We start from the raw sequence: 17873 nt of genomic DNA, 5'->3' as shown, positions 1-17873 counted from the left end.
GGGCCGGGGAGGTGTCCCGGGCCCGTCCGTCCCGCTCGCGCCGCGCGGTCGCCGCGCGCTCGATATGGTCGTCAGGTGAACCGACTCGCCGACGCCACCTCGCCCTATCTGCTTCAGCACGCGGACAACCCGGTCGACTGGTGGCCCTGGTGCGACGAGGCGTTCGCGGAGGCGAAGCGGCGTGACGTGCCGGTGCTGATCTCGGTCGGCTACGCGGCCTGCCACTGGTGCCACGTGATGGCGCACGAGTCGTTCGAGAACGAGGGCGTCGCCCAGCTCATGAACGACGACTTCGTCTGCGTCAAGGTGGACCGGGAGGAGCGGCCCGACGTCGACGCCGTCTACATGACCGCCACCCAGGCCATGACCGGGCAGGGCGGCTGGCCGATGACGGTGTTCGCCACCCCGGACGGCACCCCGTTCTTCTGCGGCACCTACTTCCCGCGGGCGAACTTCATCCGGCTGCTCGGCTCGGTCGCCACCGCCTGGCGGGACCAGCGGGAGGCGGTGCTCCGGCAGGGCGCCGCCGTGGTCGAGGCGATCGGTGGCGCCCAGGCCGTGGGCGGCCTGACCGCCCCGCTCACCGCCGAGCTGCTGGACGCCGCCGCCGACCAGCTCGCCACGGAGTACGACGAGACGAATGGCGGCTTCGGCGGCGCGCCGAAGTTCCCGCCGCACATGAACCTGCTCTTCCTGCTCCGGCACCACCAACGCACCGGCTCGACCCGGAGCCTGGAGATCGTCCGGCACACCTGCGAGGCGATGGCCCGTGGTGGCCTGCACGACCAGCTCGCCGGCGGCTTCGCCCGCTACTCGGTGGACGGGCACTGGACGGTGCCGCACTTCGAGAAGATGCTCTACGACAACGCCCTGCTGCTGCGGGTCTACACCCAGCTCTGGCGGCTCACCGGGGATCGGCTGGCCCGGCGGGTGGCCCGCGACACGGCCCGGTTCCTCGCCGACGAGCTGCACCGGGCCGGCGAGGGTTTCGCCTCGGCGCTGGACGCCGACACCCAGGGGGTCGAGGGGCTCACCTACGTCTGGACCCCGGCCCAGCTCGTCGAGGTGCTGGGCGAGGAGGACGGCCGGTTCGCCGCCGACCTGTTCGGCGTGACCGAGCAGGGGAACTTCGAGGGCGGCACGAGCGTGCTCCGGCTGGCCCGCGACGTGGACGACGCCGACCCCGAGGTCCGGGCCCGCTGGCAGGAGGTGGTGGGGCGGCTGCTCGCCGCCCGGGACACCCGCCCCCAGCCGGCCCGGGACGACAAGGTGGTGGCCGCCTGGAACGGGCTCGCGATCACCGCGATCGCCGAGTTCCAGCAGGTCGCGGCGCTCTACGCGTCCCCCGACGACGAGGACGCCAACCTCATGGAGGGCGTCACCATCGTGGCCGACGGCGCGATGCGGGACGCCGCCGAGCACCTGGCGGCCGTGCACGTGGTGGACGGCCGGCTGCGCCGGGTCTCCCGGGACAAGGCCGTCGGCGAGCCGGCCGGCGTGCTGGAGGACTACGGCTGCGTGGCCGAGGCGTTCTGCGCGCTGCACCAGCTCACCGGCGAGGGGCGCTGGCTCACCCTGGCCGGTCAGCTCCTCGATGTGGCGCTGGCCCGGTTCGCCGCGCCGGACGGCGGCTTCTACGACACCGCCGACGACGCCGAGCGCCTGGTCACCCGGCCGGCCGACCCGACCGACAACGCCACCCCGGCCGGCCGCTCGGCGATGGTCGCGGCGCTCGTCGCGTACGCGGCGCTGACGGGGCAGACCCGCTACCGGGAGGCGGCCGAGGCGGCCCTGGCGACGGTCGCGCCGATCGTCGGGCGGCACGCCCGGTTCACCGGCTACTCGGCAACGGTCGGCGAGGCGCTGCTCTCCGGGCCGTACGAGATCGCGGTGGTGACCGACGACCCGGTGGGCGACCCGCTCGTGGCCGCCGCACTCCGGCACGCCCCGCCCGGGGCCGTGGTGGTGGCGGGCCGCACCGACCAGCCCGGCGTGCCGCTGCTGGCCGACCGGCCGGCGCTGCGCGGTCGGCCCACCGCGTACGTCTGCCGGGGGTTCGTCTGCGACCGCCCCGTCACCACGGCCGAGGACCTGGTCGCCCAGCTGAGCTGACGGTCACGGCCAGAGCAGTTCGCGGCCCCACCCGTCGGCGCCCCGCCGGTACCGCAGCCGGACGTGCCGGCGCTCCCGGTCGGCCTGCCAGAACTCGACGCTCGCCGGGGTCACGGAGTAGACCGTGTGCCCCTCGGCGACCAGACCGGGATCGGCGGCCAGCCGGGCGCGCACCTCGGCCAGTTCCCGGTCCAGCTCGGCGCGGTCGGCCAGGACGGCGCTCTGCCGGCCGGCCAGGGTCGCGATCCGGGAGCCCTCCGGCCGGGCCAGGAAGTCCCGCCGGGAGACGGCGGGGTCGGCGGGCCGGGCGGTGCCGCGTACCCGGACCTGCCGGCCCTGCTCACGCCAGTGGAAGCCGAGCGCGACGCGGGGGTTGCCGGCGATCTGCTGCCCCTTGGCGCTGGTGGCGGTGGTGGCGAAGTGCCAGCCCTCCGCGTCCAGGTCCTTCAGGATCAGTACCCGCAGGTCGGGCGCGCCGTCGGCGTCGACCGTCGCGACCGTCATGGCGTGCGGCTCGTCCACCCCGGCGGCGACCGCTCCGGCGAGCCAGTCGGCGAAGAGGGCGGTGGGTTCCGCCGGCACGTCGGTCGGGTCGAAGGACGGCATGTCGTGGGCCAGCACCGGCAGGCCGCGGAGCAGATCGCGGGTCGTCATGCGTCGATCCTGTCAACCCGGCCGCGCGCGGGTCCTCCCCGCCTCGCCCCGGGTCCGGCCCTCGGGACCGCCGCCCGCCGCCGCCCCGATAGGCTGGCGGCGCTATGGATTCCCGTACCGGACTGCCTGTCGTCGGCATGGTGGGCGGTGGCCAGCTCGCCCGGATGACCCACCAGGCCGCCATCGCCCTCGGCCAGTCACTGCGCGTGCTCGCGCTCGCCCCGGACGACGGCGCCGCCCTGGTCGCCGCCGACGTCCAGTACGGCGACCACACCGACCTCGCCGCCCTGCGCACCTTCGCCAAGGGGTGCGACGTGGTCACCTTCGACCACGAGCACGTGCCCAACGCGCACATCCGCGCCCTGGCCGAGGAGGGCGTGAAGCTCTTCCCGCCGGCCGAGGCGCTGGTGCACGCCCAGGACAAGCGGGTGATGCGCGAGCGGCTCGGTGAGCTGGGCGCGCCGAACCCGGCCTGGCGTCCCGTGGAGGCCCCGGCCGACCTGGTGGCGTTCGGCGCGGAGATCGGCTGGCCGGTGGTGCTCAAGGCCGCCCGCGGCGGCTACGACGGCCGGGGCGTCTGGATGGTGGAGGACGCCACCGCAGCCGCCGAGCTGGCCACCACCCTGCTGGCCGGGGGCACCCCGCTGATCGTCGAGGAGCGGGTGGCGCTGCGCCGGGAGCTGGCCGTGCAGGTGGCCCGCTCGCCGTTCGGGCAGGTCGCCGCGTACCCGGTGGTGGAGACGGTGCAGCGGGACGGCATCTGCGTCGAGGTGCTCGCCCCGGCGCCCGATCTGCCCGAGGAGCAGGCGGTGGCCGCGCAGCAGCTCGCCATCGACCTGGCCACCGCGCTCGGCGTGGTCGGCCTGCTCGCGGTGGAGCTGTTCGAGACGCCCACCGGGCTGGTGGTGAACGAGCTGGCCATGCGGCCGCACAACTCCGGGCACTGGACGATCGAGGGGGCCCGGACCTCCCAGTTCGAGCAGCACCTGCGGGCCGTGCTCGACTACCCGATGGGGGACACCTCGCTCACCGCGCCGGTCGTGGTGATGGCGAACGTGCTCGGCGGCGAGCCGGGTGGCATGTCGATCGACGAGCGGCTGCACCACCTCTTCGCCGCGGAGCCCGGGGCCAAGGTCCACCTCTACGGCAAGCAGGTGCGCCCGGGCCGCAAGATCGGGCACGTCACCGTGCTGGGCCACGACCTGGACGACGTACGGGCCCGGGCCGCACGTGCGGTTCGCTGGCTGCGGGAAGGACGCGAATGAGCACCGTCGGGCTGATCATGGGCAGCGACTCGGACTGGCCGACCATGCGGGCCGCCGCCGAGGCGCTCGACGAGTTCGGCGTGTCCTACGAGGTCGGCGTGGTGTCGGCGCACCGCACCCCGGTCAAGATGATCGAGTACGGCCGGGCGGCCGCCGGCCGTGGCGTCCAGGTGATCATCGCGGGGGCGGGCGGCGCGGCGCACCTGCCCGGCATGGTCGCCTCGGTCACCCCGCTGCCGGTGATCGGCGTGCCGGTGCCGCTGAAGCACCTCGACGGCATGGACTCGCTGCTCTCCATCGTGCAGATGCCGGCCGGCGTGCCGGTGGCCACGGTGTCGATCGGCAACGCCCGCAACGCGGGGCTGCTCGCCGTGCGCATCCTGGGCGCGTCCGACCCGGCGCTGCGCGACCGGATGGCCGCCTACCAGGCCAGCCTGGAGGACCTGGTCGCCGAGAAGGAGAAGGCCCTCCGCGCCTCACTGCGCTGAACCGGTTTCACCTCATCCCGCGGAGGGCCGTCTGGAGCCGTTCCTGGGCGCGGCGGCGGCGCTCGTTGCTCGCGCCGAGCACCAGCAGGACGAAGCCGACCGGGATGAGCACCAGCCACGGGCCGAGGCTGAACAGCGCGTGCACCGCGGCGATCGCGGTGACCGTGGCGCCCACGATCACCGGCGCCTGCTGCCGGCTCGTCGAGCCGAAGATCAGCACCGCGACGGCACCGAGCAGTAGCAGCACCTGCCGCAGCATGCTCGACTCGGTGGCCAGCACGATCGCCAGCGTCGGCACGAACGCGGCGACCAGCGCCGGCCCGTACGCCACCCAGCTCGACAGGTCGGGCCGGTGGCGCAGTTGCAGCACCCCGACCAGCAGGGCGAGCGCCGCGAACGGCAGGGTGTAGGCCTCCGGCAGCGCCACGTCGGCCACCCGCATGAGGATCCACCAGGCGCTGATCTCGCAGATGACCACCGCCCAGAACAGCAGGTTCCGCTCCACCGGCCGCCGGCCGGGGCGGCTGGCCGCCACCCCGAGGACGGCGCCCCAGGCGGCCAGCAGCGCGGCGATGTGCCGGGGCGAGTCGTACGCCAGGGCCAGCGCGATGAGCGCCGCCGCGTGGCCGCTCCACTCGACGGTGGCCGCCTCCCGGTACGCCTCGGGCCGGCGCAGCCGGGGGAGGGCGGCGGCGAAGACCTGGAGCGCCGCGCCGACCGCCAGCACCCCGAACGCGGACCAGACCGCGGCGAGCCCGGCCACCAGGCCGAGGGTGAGCACGAAGAGCTGGGCCATCAGCGAGGCGAAGAGCCAGCCGAGGATGCGGGCCCGCTGGGTGGTGCCGAAGAGCGCGGCGACCGTGCCCACGCCGACCGCGCCGCCCAGCGTGAACAGGGTCAGCTCCCGGGTGGCGAGGCTGCCGGCGAGCCCGGCGTTGCCGGCGGCCAGCCCGATGGCGAACACCAGCACCCGGGCCACCCGGATCGAGCGGGCCGGCTCGGCCAGCGCCGGCGGCGGTGTGAGCGCCAGGCCCAGCATCGAGACGGTGAAGACGGTGAGCCCGGCCAGCGCGGTCACCGGCCAGCCCCGGCCGAGCGCCACCGGGGTGATCAGCAGCGTGACCGCCGCGCCCGGCAGGATCACCGGCACGGCCCGGGACCGCCGGCCGCCGCTGAACCCCGTGGCGGCGAGCGCCGCCGTCGCGGTGAGCAGCAGCGCGGTGAGCACGTGCGTGGGATCCACCGCCTCGGGCGGCGGGGTGAGCAGTTCCGGTGGCGGTCCCTGCCAGACCCGGGACAGCACCTGGAGCGGCTCGACCAGCGCCACCACCAGCGCCGGCGCCAGGGTGGCCAGGGCCAGGGCGGTGGGCAGCGCCGCCGCGGCGAGCGCCCCGGCCGCCGGGCTGACCCGCCAGCGCAGCTCGGTGGGGTCGTCCGGCGCCCGGCGCAGCGCCCCGTTGAGCAGCACCGACCAGCGGCGGACGGGTTGGGCCGAGCCGGCTGGTGGGACGGTGGCGGCCCGGACCAGCTCGGCGAGCACGCCGAGCAGCGCCGCCGCGGCGGCGTACACCCCGGCGGGGAGGTGGGTGATCACGGCGGCGGCCGCGCTGACCGTCGCACCGCCCACGACGGCCACGCTCGCGTACGGGAGGTACTGCGGCACCTGCCGGCGGACCACCGCCACGGCGGCCAGGCCGATGCTGGACGCGGCCAGCGCGGCGGTGAGCACCACCTGCGGGGGGCGCCCGAATTCGGCGGCCAGGGCGGCCACCGCCCCGGGCAGGGCGAGCAGGGCGGCGCCGGCCGCCGCGCCGCCGACCTGCACGAGGTGCGCCGGCATCCCCTCGGTGCGGACGTCCTCCACCAGCGCCGGCGCGAGCGCCCGGGCCAGGGCGGCCACCGTCACCCCGATGAGCGCGATGCTGCCCAGCGCCAGCGCGGTGGTCCACGGGCGGACCAGCCCGGCGCCGGCGGCGTGCAGGGCGACCACCCCGGCCACCGTGGCCCGGGACAGGGCGGCCCGCGGGTCGGTCGCGGCCACCGCCGCCATCCCGAAGACGGTGGCGACCATGGCGCCCACCAGCACCGGGGACCACCAGGGCAGGTCGAACGCGGCCGGCGCGCCGATGGTGGCGAGCACGGCCGCCGCGCCGGAGACGTCGTACTTCCAGGGCGGCGGCAGCAGGATGCCGGCGGCCACGGCCAGCAGCGCCAGCGCGACCGGCGCCTGCCAGGTCGACCCGCCGGTCGGCGCGGCCGGCCAGCCGCTCAGGTCGCCGGCCCAGATCGGGCCGGGCGTGGCCAGCACGCCGACCCCGCCGCGCAGCGCGCTCCAGGCCGCGATGAGGCCGATCAGCGTGCCGCCGACGGCGATGCCGAGGACCGGCCCGCGCCGCCACTCCTCGGGCATCGCCCGGGCGGCGACGGCGACCACGGTCACCAGCGCGGCGGCCACCACGAGCTGGCCGCCGGGGGCCAGCACGGCGGCGATCCGGGCCAGGGTGGCGATGAGTGCCACCGTGGTGGCGGCGAGGGCCAGGTCGGAACCGTCGAGGGTCAGGTCGGCGCGACGGCCGGCGTCGATCCGGGGGGCCAGCGCGAGCAGCGCGGCAGCCACCAGCAGCAGCCCGCCCACCCAGGCGTCGGCGCTGGTGGCGCCGGGCGCCCCGAAGCCGGCCGCCGCGACCGCCACCGCACCCAGCACGGTGCCGAGCGCGTGCGGCATGCTGAGGTGCCGCTGCGCGACCTGGACGAGGGCGGCGTAGCCGAGCGTGACGCAGACGCCGAGGAAGCTCGCCGCGAGGATCGGGACGGTGACCTCGCGGAGGTTCGCCGGGCTCAGGGTCGGCGCGGTCGGCACCGTGGCGGCGACGAACGCGGCCACCGCGCCGGGGAACGCGAACGCGGCCCCGCCGGCCGCCCAGGCGCAGACGGTGTCCGCGGCGGCCGCGGCGATCCGGACCCGGGGCGCCAGGGAGACCAGCGCGCCGGCCAGGAACAGCAGGGTCAGCGCGGCGGCGGTGAGCGCGGGCCGGGCCAGCGCGGCGCCGGCCCCGATGAGCCCCAGCCCGGCGGCGGTCACCGAGTGGGCCACCGCGGCGCGCTCGGTGCCGGCGGTGAGCCCGAGCACGCCGATGGCCACCGCGGTCAGCAGCATCGGCCAGCAGGCGGTCGCCCAGCCCAGCCCGAGCGAGGCCGGCACGGCGAGCGCGGTCAGCGCCGCCCCGACGACCGCGAACTCCCGCCGGATGTCCGGGGGCAGGGCGACCACCGCGGCGACGGTGAGCAGCAGCGCGCTGGCGGCGAGCTGCCAGCCGGTCGGGCCGACCGCCGCCGCCAGTTCGGCGTGCCACCCGCTCAGGTCCGCCGACCAGGCGGGCAGCGCGGCGCGGACCGGGGCCAGCCCGGCGCGCAGCGCGCCGCCGGCCACCACCAGGCCGCTGACCGTGAGCGCGACCGCCGAGGCGAGCTGCGGCCCCCGCCGGGCCGCCTCCGGTACGCCCCGGACCGCGAACCCCGTGAGCGCGATGACCGCGGCGATGAGCAGCAGCGACCGGCCGGGGAAGGCGACCGAGGCGACCCGGCCCAGCGCGCCGATCACCGCGAGGGTGACGATGCCGGCGCCCACGTCGGGCAGCGGCGGCCGGCGCAGCACCAGCGTCCCGGCCAGCCCGACCAGCGCGGCGAGCAGCAGCACGGCGCCCGCCGCGGCGGACGCCGGCACGGTGGTGGCGCGCAGCAGGGCGGTGACCGCGTACGCCAGGGCGACGGCGACCGCCGCTCCGTGCAGCAGCCAGGTCAGCTCGCGCAGCCACGGCACCGGACGCGCGGGCGGGACCGGCTCCGCGCCGGGGGGCGGCTCCCCGCCGAGCACCTCGGCGGACTCCTCCGGGTCCGACTCGGGCCGGTCGTCCGCGGCGCGCTGCCGGGGCGGGGCGGGCTCGGGGGGCGGGGTCGGCAGGTCCCGCCGCACCGGGCGTTCGACCACCACGGCCGAGCGGGCCAGCGCGAGGTCGACCACGGCCACCACGGTGAGCACCAGCGCCCAGCCGGCCGGGCCGGTGATCCGCTCGTACGCCAGCAGCGGCAGCACCGGCTGGGCGGCCAGCACGGTGGCGAAGCGGGGCGCCCGCAGGCCGGTCCAGTACGCGTACCCGAAGGCGACCGTTGTGGTGACCAGGAAGATCGACCCGGAGAAGGCGGCGCCGGAGGTGCCGCCGCCGATCCGGTCGACGGCCCAGAGCGCGTACCCGGCCAGCGGCACCAGCAGCAGGCCCACCGCGGCGATCGTCTCGGCGGTCGAGGTGAGCCCGCGCCGGGCCAGCACCGGCGGGGCGAGCAGCATCAGCACCGTGGCGACCAGCAGCACACCGAGCCGGGCCAGCGCGTCCATCGAGCTGGTGGCGACCGCGGCGAAGACCACAGCCGCGACGCCGAGCAGCAGCGCGCCGAGCCCGAGGGGGATGTTCTGCACCTCCCGCGAGGACGCCTCCGGCGGGTGCTCCGGGTCGTCCACGTCGAGCCACTGTGGGCGGCTGCGGGGCGGCGGCGGGGGCGGGTCCTCCGGGGCGGTCGGCCCGGTGCCCTGGCGGGGCACCCGGGGCGGCGCGCCGGTGGTCGCGGTCGGGGGGCGGCGGCCGGGCCGGCGGCGCAGCACGCGGCGGGGCCGGGTGGCCTGCTTGATCCGTTCCTCACCGGCGTGCGCCAGGATGTCCCGCTGGAAGAGGGCGGCCTGCATCTTGGCGGCGATCTGCCGCTGCTCGCGGGCGATCTCGGCGTCGCGGGCCTTCATCTCGGCGATCGAGCGCTCGATCTCGGCCAGGTGCTCGGCCCACTGTGGCTGGTCCGCGCCGCAGTGCGGGCAGACGACGGCGGGCTTGATCTCCCGCCCGCACGAGGCGCACCTGAAGCTCTGCACGACACTCTCCCGTCCGGTCGGCCCCCGCGCGGTGGACCTCCCAGTCGCAGCATGCCTTGACCGGGCCGGGATTTCGACTGTTGCCGGCGCGTTCCGGACAACAAAAAGGGCCGGCCGGCCGGGGATCGGGTCCCCGGCCGGCCGGCCAGTGGTTCACGGGGTCAGGGGCGACCCATGCCGCGGTACTCCCACCCGGCCTGCGTCCACAGTGTGGAGTCCAGGCAGTTGCGGCCGTCGACCACCTTGCGGCCGTTGGCGAGCTCACCCAGGGCGACCGGGTCGGCGTTGCGGAACTCGGCCCACTCGGTGAGGACGCAGACCAGGTCGGCGCCGCGGACGGCGTCGTTCATGGTGGCCTCGTAGGTCAGCTCGGGTACCGCCCGGCGGGCGTTCTCCACGCCCTGCGGGTCGAACACGTGCACGTCGGCGCCGGCCTTGCCGAGCAGCGCCGCGACGGCGAGGGCCGGGGCGTCCCGGACGTCGTCGGTGTTCGGCTTGAAGGTGGCGCCGAGCACGGCGATCCGGGTGCCGGAGAGGTCGGGGCCGGCCGGGCCGGAGCGGCGGCCGAGCAGGTCGGCGGCGAGCTGGACCACCCGGGTGCGCCGGCGCAGGTTGATCAGGTCCACCTCGTGCAGGAAGCGCAGCGCCTCGCCGGCGCCGAGTTCCTGGGCGCGGGCCTGGAAGGCCCGGATGTCCTTGGGCAGGCAGGCGCCGCCGAAGCCGAGGCCGGCCTGGAGGAAGCGGTTGCCGATCCGGGGGTCGTACCCGATCGAGCGGGCGAGCTGGGTGACGTCGCCGCCGGCGGCCTCGCAGACCTCGGCCATCGCGTTGATGAAGGAGATCTTGGTGGCCAGGAAGGCGTTCGCGGCGACCTTGACCAGCTCCGCGGTGGCGAAGTCGGTGACCACCAGCGGCACCTCGCGGTCCTCGGTGGCGGCCAGGTCGAAGACGCCCTTGTGGGCGGCGTAGAGCATGCCGTTGGCCCACTCGCTCTTGACCCCGACCACGATCCGGTTCGGGCGCAGCACGTCGTCGACGGCGAAGCCCTCCTGGAGGAACTCGGGGCTCCAGGCCACCTCGACGCCCAGGTCGGCGGGGGTGTGCTTGCCGACGAGCTGCTCCACCCACTCGGCGGTGCCGACCGGCACGGTGGACTTGCCGACGATCAGCGCCTTGCGGCTCAGGTGCTGGGCGAGGCTGGTCACCGACGCCTCGACGTACGACAGGTCGGCGCCCATCCCGTCGGCCCGCTGCGGGGTGCCGACGCAGATGAAGTGCACGTCGCCGAAGTCGGCGGTCTCCTGGATGTCGGTGCTGAACCGGAGCCGGCCGGCGGCCAGGTTGCGCCGGAGCAGCTCGTCCAGGCCGGGCTCGTGGATCGGCACCTCGCCGGCGTTCAGCTTCGCGATCTTGTCCGCGTCCACGTCGAAGCCGAGCACCTCGTAGCCGAGCTCGGCGTAGCAGATGGCGTACGTCGCGCCGAGGTAGCCGGTGCCCAGGAAGGTCACCCGGGGTCGGGCCGCGCCCGAGGGCGGCGTCACCGCGGCGATGGCTGGCATCGGCTGGGTGTTCGGGTACGGGATCGTCACGCCTGTCTTCTCCGCTCGCACTGGCGGCGCTTCCTTGCGTCGCGTTCGGCTGGGGCGCCAGGGCCGGCACCGAGGGAACTCTGTCGTCGTGTGTGAGGGTAGTTGTGGCCTGTCGCCCCCGCTCGTGCGCGAGCCTACCCGCCGGTAAGGTCCGGCCGAACCCTGGTGGCTATCCTTCAGTCTGCGGCAGTCGGCAGCCTCCGGGCGCCACAGACTGCGCATGATAGCGGTGAAAGGGGAGGGCCGACATGCCCGCAGAACAGTCGTTCGACGTGTACCGGTTGCCGGAGGAGCACGACGCCATCCGGGAGGCGGTCCGGGAGGTCTGTGCGGCGAAGGTCGCTCCGCACGCCGCTGAGGCGGATGAGACCGGTGAGTTCCCGAAGGCGTCCTACGACGCGCTGCGGGCCGCCGACTTCCACGCCCCGCACATCCCCGTCGAGTACGGCGGCGCCGGCGCGGACGCGCTGGCCACGGCCATCGTGATCGAGGAGGTGGCCCGCGCCTGCGCCTCGTCCTCGCTGATCCCGGCCGTGAACAAGCTGGGCACCATGCCGCTCATCCTGGCCGGCTCCGAGGAGCTGAAGCGGAAGTACCTGACCCCGGTGGCGGCCGGCGACGCGATGTTCTCCTACTGCCTCTCCGAGCCGGAGGCGGGCAGCGACGCCGCCTCGATGACCACCAAGGCGGTCCGGGACGGCGACCACTGGGTGCTCAACGGCGTGAAGCGGTGGATCACCAACGCGGGCGTCTCGGAGTACTACACCGTCTTCGCTGTGACGGATCCCACAGCTCGCTCGAAGGGCATCTCGGCCTTCGTGGTGGAGAAGTCCGACGCCGGGGTGAGCTTCGGCGCGCCGGAGAAGAAGCTCGGCATCAAGGGCTCGCCGACCCGCGAGGTCTACTTCGACAACGTCCGGATCCCGGCGGACCGCATGATCGGCGCCGAGGGCACCGGCTTCGCCACCGCGATGCGGACCCTGGACCACACCCGGGTCACCATCGCCGCGCAGGCGGTCGGCATCGCGCAGGGCGCGCTGGACTACGCCAAGGGCTACATCCAGGAGCGCAAGCAGTTCGGCAAGGCGGTCGCCGACTTCCAGGGCATCCAGTTCATGGTCGCCGACATGGGCATGAAGCTGGAGGCGGCCCGCCAGCTCACCTACACGGCCGCCGGCAAGTCCGAGCGGGGCGACGCCGACCTGACCTACTTCGGCGCGGCGGCCAAGTGCTTCGCGTCGGACGCCGCCATGGAGATCACCACCGACGCGGTGCAGCTGCTCGGCGGCTACGGCTACACCCGGGACTACCCGGTCGAGCGGATGATGCGGGACGCCAAGATCACCCAGATCTACGAGGGCACCAACCAGGTGCAGCGCATCGTCATGGCGCGCCAGCTGCTCAAGGGCTGACCCTCCGGGGGCGACGACTGGGGCGGGCGGGCCGGGTGACCGGCCCGCCCGCGGTCGTCAACGGATCTCGGTGGTGCCCTCCGGTCGGGCGCCCGTGCGCGGAGGCGCGGACCACGGCGACTCGCCGCCGGAGCGGCGGGGCAGGGGGTCGGTGGGGGTGTCGGGATAGGCCAGCGTGAGGGGGGCCGGATCGCCCTCCTTCGTCGGGCCTGTCGGGGGCCAGTCGCCGAGCGAGGTGTTGTGCTCGATCGGCTTGTCGGCCGGGGTCAGCTCCGCCTCGGCCGCCGCCCCGCCCGGCCGCTGCCGCCAGCGCTGGCCGCTGAACACGGCCATCAGCAGCAGCACGCCGATCAGGAACAGCGTGCCGTTCTCCAGGGGCTCGCGCAGCGGCAGCGGGTCCCCGAGCAACTTCCAGCCCTCGGGGATCCGGTCCCGGACGGTGAAGGGCGCGACGAACAGCCCGAGGTACGGGACCACGAGCAGCAGCCCGGCCACGGCCGGGCCGAGGGGCGAGAAGCGCAGCGTGCCGAGCAGGCCGAGCAGGATGCCGGCGACGCCCAGGTATACGGCCGGCTCGATCAGGTTGGGGGTGCTGTACGTACCGATCTCCACCCAGCGGTGCACGGTGCGCTCAGATCCGTCCTGACCGAGCGTGACGAGCACCCAGGTGACGGGCGCCACCACCAACCCGGCGAGGAAGCTCCAGAGATGTCGCATCCGCGCACCGTACCGTTTTCGGCATGACAGATCACCCCTCCGCCCCGCAGGGCAAGCCGACCTCGTACTCGCGCGTCACGCTGAGTCGCATCATGACCGCTGTCGATGTCAATCTGTACGGGACCGTGCACGGTGGGGTACTGATGAAGTTCGTCGACGACGTGGCCGGGGCGGCGGCGGCCCGGCACAGCGGCGGCACCGCGGTGACCGCCTCGATCGACGAGATCGTCTTCTCCGAACCGGTCCGGGTGGGCGACCTGGTGCACGCGCACGCCCAGGTGAACTGGACCGGCAACACCTCGATGGAGGTCGGGGTGAAGGTGGTCGCCGAGCGCTGGGACTCGGCCGAGGACGAGCCCGTCCGGGTCGCCACGGCGTACCTGGTCTTCGTGGGGGTGGACGTGGGCGGCGCACCGCGCCCGGTCCGGCCGGTGCTGCCGGAGACGCCGGAGGACGAGCGGCGCTACCGGGAGGCGGAGATCCGCCGGGCGCACCGGCTGGCCCGCCGCCGGGCCATCCAGGCCCACCGGGCCGGCTGACGGCGGCCGGCCCACACACCCGGTGGCCCGGGCGTGTGGGCCGGCCACGCCCCGTCACCGGCACCCGGTGCGGAGAATGGCCTCGCGAGGTAGGGCAAGATGGCGCCACGGCCCATGCACAGTGTCGTGACGGGCCTCAGGGAGGGTGGAACAGTGGGTGACGTGCTGTGGACGCCGCCGGCCGACGTGCGTGAGCGGTCCCGGATCGGCGACTACCTGCGCTGGCTGGCCGAGCACCGCGGGCTGGAGTTCGCCGACTACGACGCGCTGTGGCAGTGGTCGGTGACCGACCTGTCCGCCTTCTGGCGGTCGATCTGGGACTACTTCGAGGTGGTCGCGCACACCCCGCCGACCGCCACGTTGACCGACCGGACCATGCCGGGCGCCCGCTGGTTCCCCGGCGCCACCCTCAACTACGCCGAGAACGTGCTGCGGATGCCGGGCCGGGGCGACGACGACCCGGTGGTGATCGCGCACGGGCAGACCCGCGCGCCGGAGACGCTGACGGCCGCGCAGTTGCGCGAGCGGGTCCGCCGGGTGGCGGCCGGCCTGCGCCGGCTCGGCGTGGGGAAGGGCGACCGGGTGGCGGCGTACGCGCCGAACATCCCGGAGACCTACGTCCTGCTGCTCGCCACCGCCAGCCTCGGCGCGATCTTCTCCTCCTGCGCGCCCGAGTTCGGCACCCGCAGCGTCACCGACCGCTGGCAGCAGATCGAGCCCACGGTGCTGGTGGCGGTCGACGGCTACCGCTACGGCGACAAGCCGGTCGACCGGCGCGCCGAGGTGGCCGCCATCCGGGCCGCCCTGCCGTCGCTGCGGCACACCGTCGCCATCCCGTACCTGGACCCGGCCGGCACCCCGCCCGAGGGCGCCCTGTCCTGGGCCGAGCTGGCGGCGGAGACCGACGAGCCGCTGACCTTCACCCCGGTGCCCTTCGACCACCCGCTCTACGTGCTCTACTCCTCCGGCACCACCGGCCTGCCCAAGCCGATCGTGCACGGCCACGGCGGCATCCTGCTGGAGCACCTGAAGATGCTGGCCCTGCACCACGACCTGGGTCCGGCCGACCGGTTCTTCTGGTTCACCACCACCGGCTGGATGATGTGGAACTTCCTGGTCTCCGGGCCGGCGGTGGGCGCGGCGATCGTGCTCTTCGACGGCAACCCGGGCCACCCCGACCTGGGCGCGCTGTGGCGGCTGGCGGCGGAGACCGGCACCACCTACTTCGGCACGTCGGCGCCGTTCCTGCTGGCCTGCCGGAAGGCCGGGCTGGTCCCGAAGGAGAGCGCCGACCTGTCCGCGCTGCGCGGGGTGGGCTCGACCGGCGCCCCGCTGCCCGTCGAGGGCTTCACCTGGGTCTACGAGAACGTCGGCGACCGCCTCCAGCTCCAGTCGCTCTCCGGCGGCACGGACGTCTGCACCGGCTTCGTCGGCGGCGTGCCGCTGCTGCCGGTGCACGCCGGGGAGATCACCTGCCGGGCGCTCGGCGCGAAGGTGGAGGCCCGCTCGGCCGACGGCACGCCGGTGATCGGCCAGCTCGGCGAGCTGGTGATCACCGAGCCGATGCCGAGCATGCCGGTCGGCTTCTGGAACGACACCGACGGCTCCCGCTACCGGGAGGCGTACTTCGAGGTCTACCCGGGGGTCTGGCGGCACGGCGACTGGATCACCATCAACGAGCGCGGCGGCTGCGTGATCACCGGCCGCTCCGACGCCACCCTCAACCGGGGCGGCGTCCGGCTCGGCACGGCCGAGTTCTACTCGGTGGTCGAGGGGCTGGACGAGGTGGTCGACTCGGTCGTGGTGCACCTGGAGGACGACGAGGGCGGGGCGGGCGAGCTGCTCCTCTTCGTGGTGCTCGCCGAGGGTCTGGAGCTGGACGACGAGCTGCGGAGGAAGATCTGCCGGGAGCTGCGTACCGCGCTGTCGCCGCGGCACGTCCCCGACGAGATCCACCAGGTCCGGGCCGTCCCGCGCACCCTGAGCGCGAAGAAGCTGGAGGTCCCGGTGAAGAAGATCCTCACCGGCACCCCGGTGGACAACGCCGCGGCCAAGGGTGCCCTGGCCAACCCGGAGTCCCTGACCGCCTTCGCCACCTTCGCCCAGCGCCGCGCCGAGTCCGACCACCCCAGCCACGCCTGACCCTGGAGCCCGGGAGGGGCGGGCGGCTCAGGTCAGGGCTCGCGTGACCTTCTCCGCGGCCGTGCGGGAGTCGAGGCGGGTCGGGTCCAGATTGGCGCAGGCGACCAGGGTCGCGCCCGCCGTGAGGGGGGCCAGGAGCCAGTCGACCGGGTCGGGGTGCCGCGTCACGTCGACCAGCAGCCGGTCGCCGGGGGTGAGGCACAGCTCCGCGGCCCGGGCCTCCGCGCGGGCCAGCAGCGCCGCGTCCCCCGGGCCACTCCCGGGGTACGGGGTGTGGTGGTCGCCGTGACCGCGTACCGCCGACACGAAGTCGGCGAAGCCGGCCGGCACCTCCCGCATCGGCAGCGCGAACGGGTCGAGGGCCAGCGCGTACCGCTCGCCGGCCGACCAGGCGCCCGCCTCGTCGAGCCGGTCGGCGGCGGCGAAGAGCACGTCCACGTCGCCCGGGGTCTCGGCCACGGTCACCTTCGCCGACCAGCAGCCGAGCAGCACGGCGGCGGTCTGCCAGTGCGGCGGCAGCAGCACGGCGGCCGTGTCGCCGGGGGCGAGCGCGACCTCGTCGACGAGCAGGTTGGCCGTCTTGGCCACCCAGTTCGCCAGGGTCGCGCCGGACAGTTCGGTGCGCTCCCCGGTGGCGTCGTCGTACCAGGTCAGCAGAGGGCGGGCGGGGTCGGTCGCGATCGCGTCGGCGAACACCCGGGCAATGTTGTCGGCCATCGGCGCGAACGATACGCGCCCGGGGCGCGTACTCGATGACAACGACAAGTCGGCGTACCGTCGGGTCGCAGTCAGCGTCGGGCACCCGGCCCGGCGTAGGCTTGCCGACAGTGTTGTTCCCCACAGACACGTCAGCCTGAGGAGTCGCCCCGTGACCGCCGGTCGTCCGCCCCGCGTGCTCATCGACGCCACGAGTGTCCCCGCCGATCGCGGCGGCGTCGGTAGATACGTCGACGGCCTGCTCGGAGCCCTCGGCCGGGTCTGCGGCTCCGGCGTCGACCTGGCCGTGGTGAGTCTCCGCACCGACCTGGAGCGCTACACCCGGATGCTGCCCGGCGCCGAGGTGATCCCCGCGCCGGCGGCCGTCGCGCACCGGCCCGCCCGGCTCGCCTGGGAGCAGACCGGCCTGCCGCTGCTGGCCCAGCAGGTCGGCGCCGAGGTGCTGCACTCGCCCTTCTACACGTGCCCGCTGCGGGCCGGCTGCCCGGTCACGGTCACCGTGCACGACGCGACCTTCTTCACCGAGCCGGAGCACTACGACAAGTCGCGCCGCACCTTCTTCCGCAGCGCGATCAAGACTTCCCTGCGCCGCGCCAACCGGGTGATCGTGCCGAGCAAGGCCACCCGCGACGAGCTGATCCGGCTGCTGGACGCCGACCCGACCCGGATCGACGTGGCCTACCACGGGGTCGACCAGGCCGCCTTCCACGCCCCGAGCGAGGAGGAGAAGGCCCGCGTCCGGGCCCGCCTCGGCCTCGGCGGCAGCAGCTACGTGGCGTTCCTCGGGGCCAAGGAGCCGCGCAAGAACGTACCCAACCTGATCCGCGGCTGGGGCCGCGCGGTGGCCGACCGGGAGAACCCGCCCGCGCTGGTCATCGCCGGCGGTCAGGGGCACGACGACGACATCGACCGCGCGGTGGCCGAGGTGCCGTCGCACCTGCGGCTGCTTCGCCCGGGCTACCTGCGCTACGCCGACCTGCCCGGCTTCCTCGGTGGCGCGCTGGTCGCCGCCTACCCGTCCTACGGCGAGGGCTTCGGCCTGCCCATCCTGGAGGCGATGGCGTGCGCGGCGCCGGTGCTGACCACCCCGCGGCTCTCCCTGCCCGAGGTGGGCGGCGACGCCGTGGCGTACACCAGCGAGGACCCGGACCAGATCGCCACCGACCTGACCGCCCTGCTCGACGACGAGCAGCGCCGACTCTCCCTGGCCAAGGCCGGTTTCGACCGGGCCAAGGAGTTCACCTGGGAGTCCAGCGCCGAGGTGCACATCGCCGCGTGGAGCCGCGCCCGTTCCTGAGTGTCACCTGCGGGTACGCCCGA

Annotated in this window: 12 protein-coding genes; 7 read left to right on the top strand and 5 right to left on the bottom strand. The window is 75.0% G+C overall.

All coding sequences use genetic code 11. From position 1 onward, the window contains the following. Positions 1-75: 75 nt before the first annotated feature. Positions 76-2112, top strand: a complete 2037-nt coding sequence (locus tag IEY96_RS00595) for a thioredoxin domain-containing protein (RefSeq protein WP_189192836.1) — start codon at positions 76-78, stop codon at positions 2110-2112. 3 nt (positions 2113-2115) lie between these two features. On the opposite strand, the gene IEY96_RS00590 is transcribed toward IEY96_RS00595, so the two are convergent. Further along, entirely contained in the window at positions 2116-2766 is a 651-nt protein-coding gene (locus IEY96_RS00590; RefSeq protein WP_189192835.1) for a pyridoxine/pyridoxamine 5'-phosphate oxidase, read from the bottom strand. A 104-nt stretch (positions 2767-2870) separates the two neighbouring features. On the opposite strand from IEY96_RS00590, the gene IEY96_RS00585 reads away from it, so the two are divergent. Further along, positions 2871-4031 carry a 5-(carboxyamino)imidazole ribonucleotide synthase gene (locus IEY96_RS00585; protein ID WP_189192834.1) on the top strand — a complete coding sequence of 387 codons (1161 nt, stop codon included), beginning with the start codon at positions 2871-2873 and terminating at the stop codon, positions 4029-4031. Then, positions 4028-4519: a 5-(carboxyamino)imidazole ribonucleotide mutase gene (gene purE, locus IEY96_RS00580; RefSeq protein WP_189192833.1), complete on the top strand. Its 492-nt coding sequence runs from the start codon at positions 4028-4030 to the stop codon at positions 4517-4519. The genes IEY96_RS00585 and purE overlap by 4 nt, the downstream gene beginning before the upstream one ends. Before the next feature lie 7 nt (positions 4520-4526). Here purE and IEY96_RS00575 read toward each other — a convergent pair whose 3' ends face one another. Continuing rightward, positions 4527-9437: an SCO7613 C-terminal domain-containing membrane protein gene (locus tag IEY96_RS00575; RefSeq protein ID WP_189192832.1), complete on the bottom strand. Its 4911-nt coding sequence runs from the start codon at positions 9435-9437 to the stop codon at positions 4527-4529. Positions 9438-9598: 161 nt separating this feature from the next. Further along, positions 9599-11026 carry a UDP-glucose dehydrogenase family protein gene (locus IEY96_RS00570; RefSeq protein ID WP_189192831.1) on the bottom strand — a complete coding sequence of 476 codons (1428 nt, stop codon included), beginning with the start codon at positions 11024-11026 and terminating at the stop codon, positions 9599-9601. Positions 11027-11274: 248 nt separating this feature from the next. Here IEY96_RS00570 and IEY96_RS00565 point away from each other — a divergent pair, with 248 nt between their 5' ends. Then, positions 11275-12438 carry an acyl-CoA dehydrogenase family protein gene (locus IEY96_RS00565; RefSeq protein ID WP_189192830.1) on the top strand — a complete coding sequence of 388 codons (1164 nt, stop codon included), beginning with the start codon at positions 11275-11277 and terminating at the stop codon, positions 12436-12438. A gap of 57 nt (positions 12439-12495) precedes the next feature. Here IEY96_RS00565 and IEY96_RS00560 read toward each other — a convergent pair whose 3' ends face one another. After that, the gene (locus tag IEY96_RS00560; RefSeq protein WP_189192829.1) at positions 12496-13155 is read right to left on the bottom strand and encodes a hypothetical protein; all 660 of its coding nucleotides are present in this window, start codon (positions 13153-13155) and stop codon (positions 12496-12498) included. A gap of 23 nt (positions 13156-13178) precedes the next feature. Here IEY96_RS00560 and IEY96_RS00555 point away from each other — a divergent pair, with 23 nt between their 5' ends. Together IEY96_RS00555 and IEY96_RS00550 are read left to right on the top strand one after the other, a co-directional pair. Next, the gene (locus IEY96_RS00555) at positions 13179-13694 is read left to right on the top strand and encodes an acyl-CoA thioesterase (RefSeq protein WP_107077192.1); all 516 of its coding nucleotides are present in this window, start codon (positions 13179-13181) and stop codon (positions 13692-13694) included. 153 nt (positions 13695-13847) lie between these two features. Then, complete coding sequence (locus IEY96_RS00550; RefSeq protein ID WP_189192828.1) at positions 13848-15836, top strand: acetoacetate--CoA ligase; 1989 nt, start codon at positions 13848-13850, stop codon at positions 15834-15836. A gap of 27 nt (positions 15837-15863) precedes the next feature. Here the strand turns inward: IEY96_RS00550 and IEY96_RS00545 are convergent, their stop codons facing one another. Continuing rightward, a complete protein-coding gene (locus tag IEY96_RS00545) occupies positions 15864-16553 on the bottom strand; it encodes a TIGR03089 family protein (RefSeq protein WP_189192827.1) in 690 nt (229 codons plus the stop codon). 151 nt (positions 16554-16704) lie between these two features. Between IEY96_RS00545 and IEY96_RS00540 the strand changes: the two genes are divergently transcribed. After that, on the top strand, positions 16705-17850 hold the full coding sequence (locus tag IEY96_RS00540) for a glycosyltransferase family 4 protein (protein ID WP_189192826.1): 1146 nt from the start codon (positions 16705-16707) through the stop codon (positions 17848-17850). Positions 17851-17873: the final 23 nt, after the last annotated feature.

The organism is Micromonospora fulviviridis, assembly GCF_014648395.1.
Lineage (GTDB): Bacteria > Actinomycetota > Actinomycetes > Mycobacteriales > Micromonosporaceae > Micromonospora > Micromonospora fulviviridis.
Note: the sequence above shows the minus strand (reverse complement) of the source record. Positions and strands in the feature narration are given on the sequence as shown.

Excerpts from the sequence above, each read along its gene's own strand:
- purE (WP_189192833.1), top strand. The coding sequence starts at position 4,028 with ATGAGCACCGTCGGGCTGATCATGGGCAGCGACTCGGACTGGCCGACC.
- IEY96_RS00565 (WP_189192830.1), top strand. The coding sequence starts at position 11,275 with ATGCCCGCAGAACAGTCGTTCGACGTGTACCGGTTGCCGGAGGAGCAC.
- IEY96_RS00545 (WP_189192827.1), bottom strand. The coding sequence starts at position 16,553 with ATGGCCGACAACATTGCCCGGGTGTTCGCCGACGCGATCGCGACCGAC.
- IEY96_RS00590 (WP_189192835.1), bottom strand. The coding sequence starts at position 2,766 with ATGACGACCCGCGATCTGCTCCGCGGCCTGCCGGTGCTGGCCCACGAC.
- IEY96_RS00560 (WP_189192829.1), bottom strand. The coding sequence starts at position 13,155 with ATGCGACATCTCTGGAGCTTCCTCGCCGGGTTGGTGGTGGCGCCCGTC.
- IEY96_RS00585 (WP_189192834.1), top strand. The coding sequence starts at position 2,871 with ATGGATTCCCGTACCGGACTGCCTGTCGTCGGCATGGTGGGCGGTGGC.
- IEY96_RS00555 (WP_107077192.1), top strand. The coding sequence starts at position 13,179 with ATGACAGATCACCCCTCCGCCCCGCAGGGCAAGCCGACCTCGTACTCG.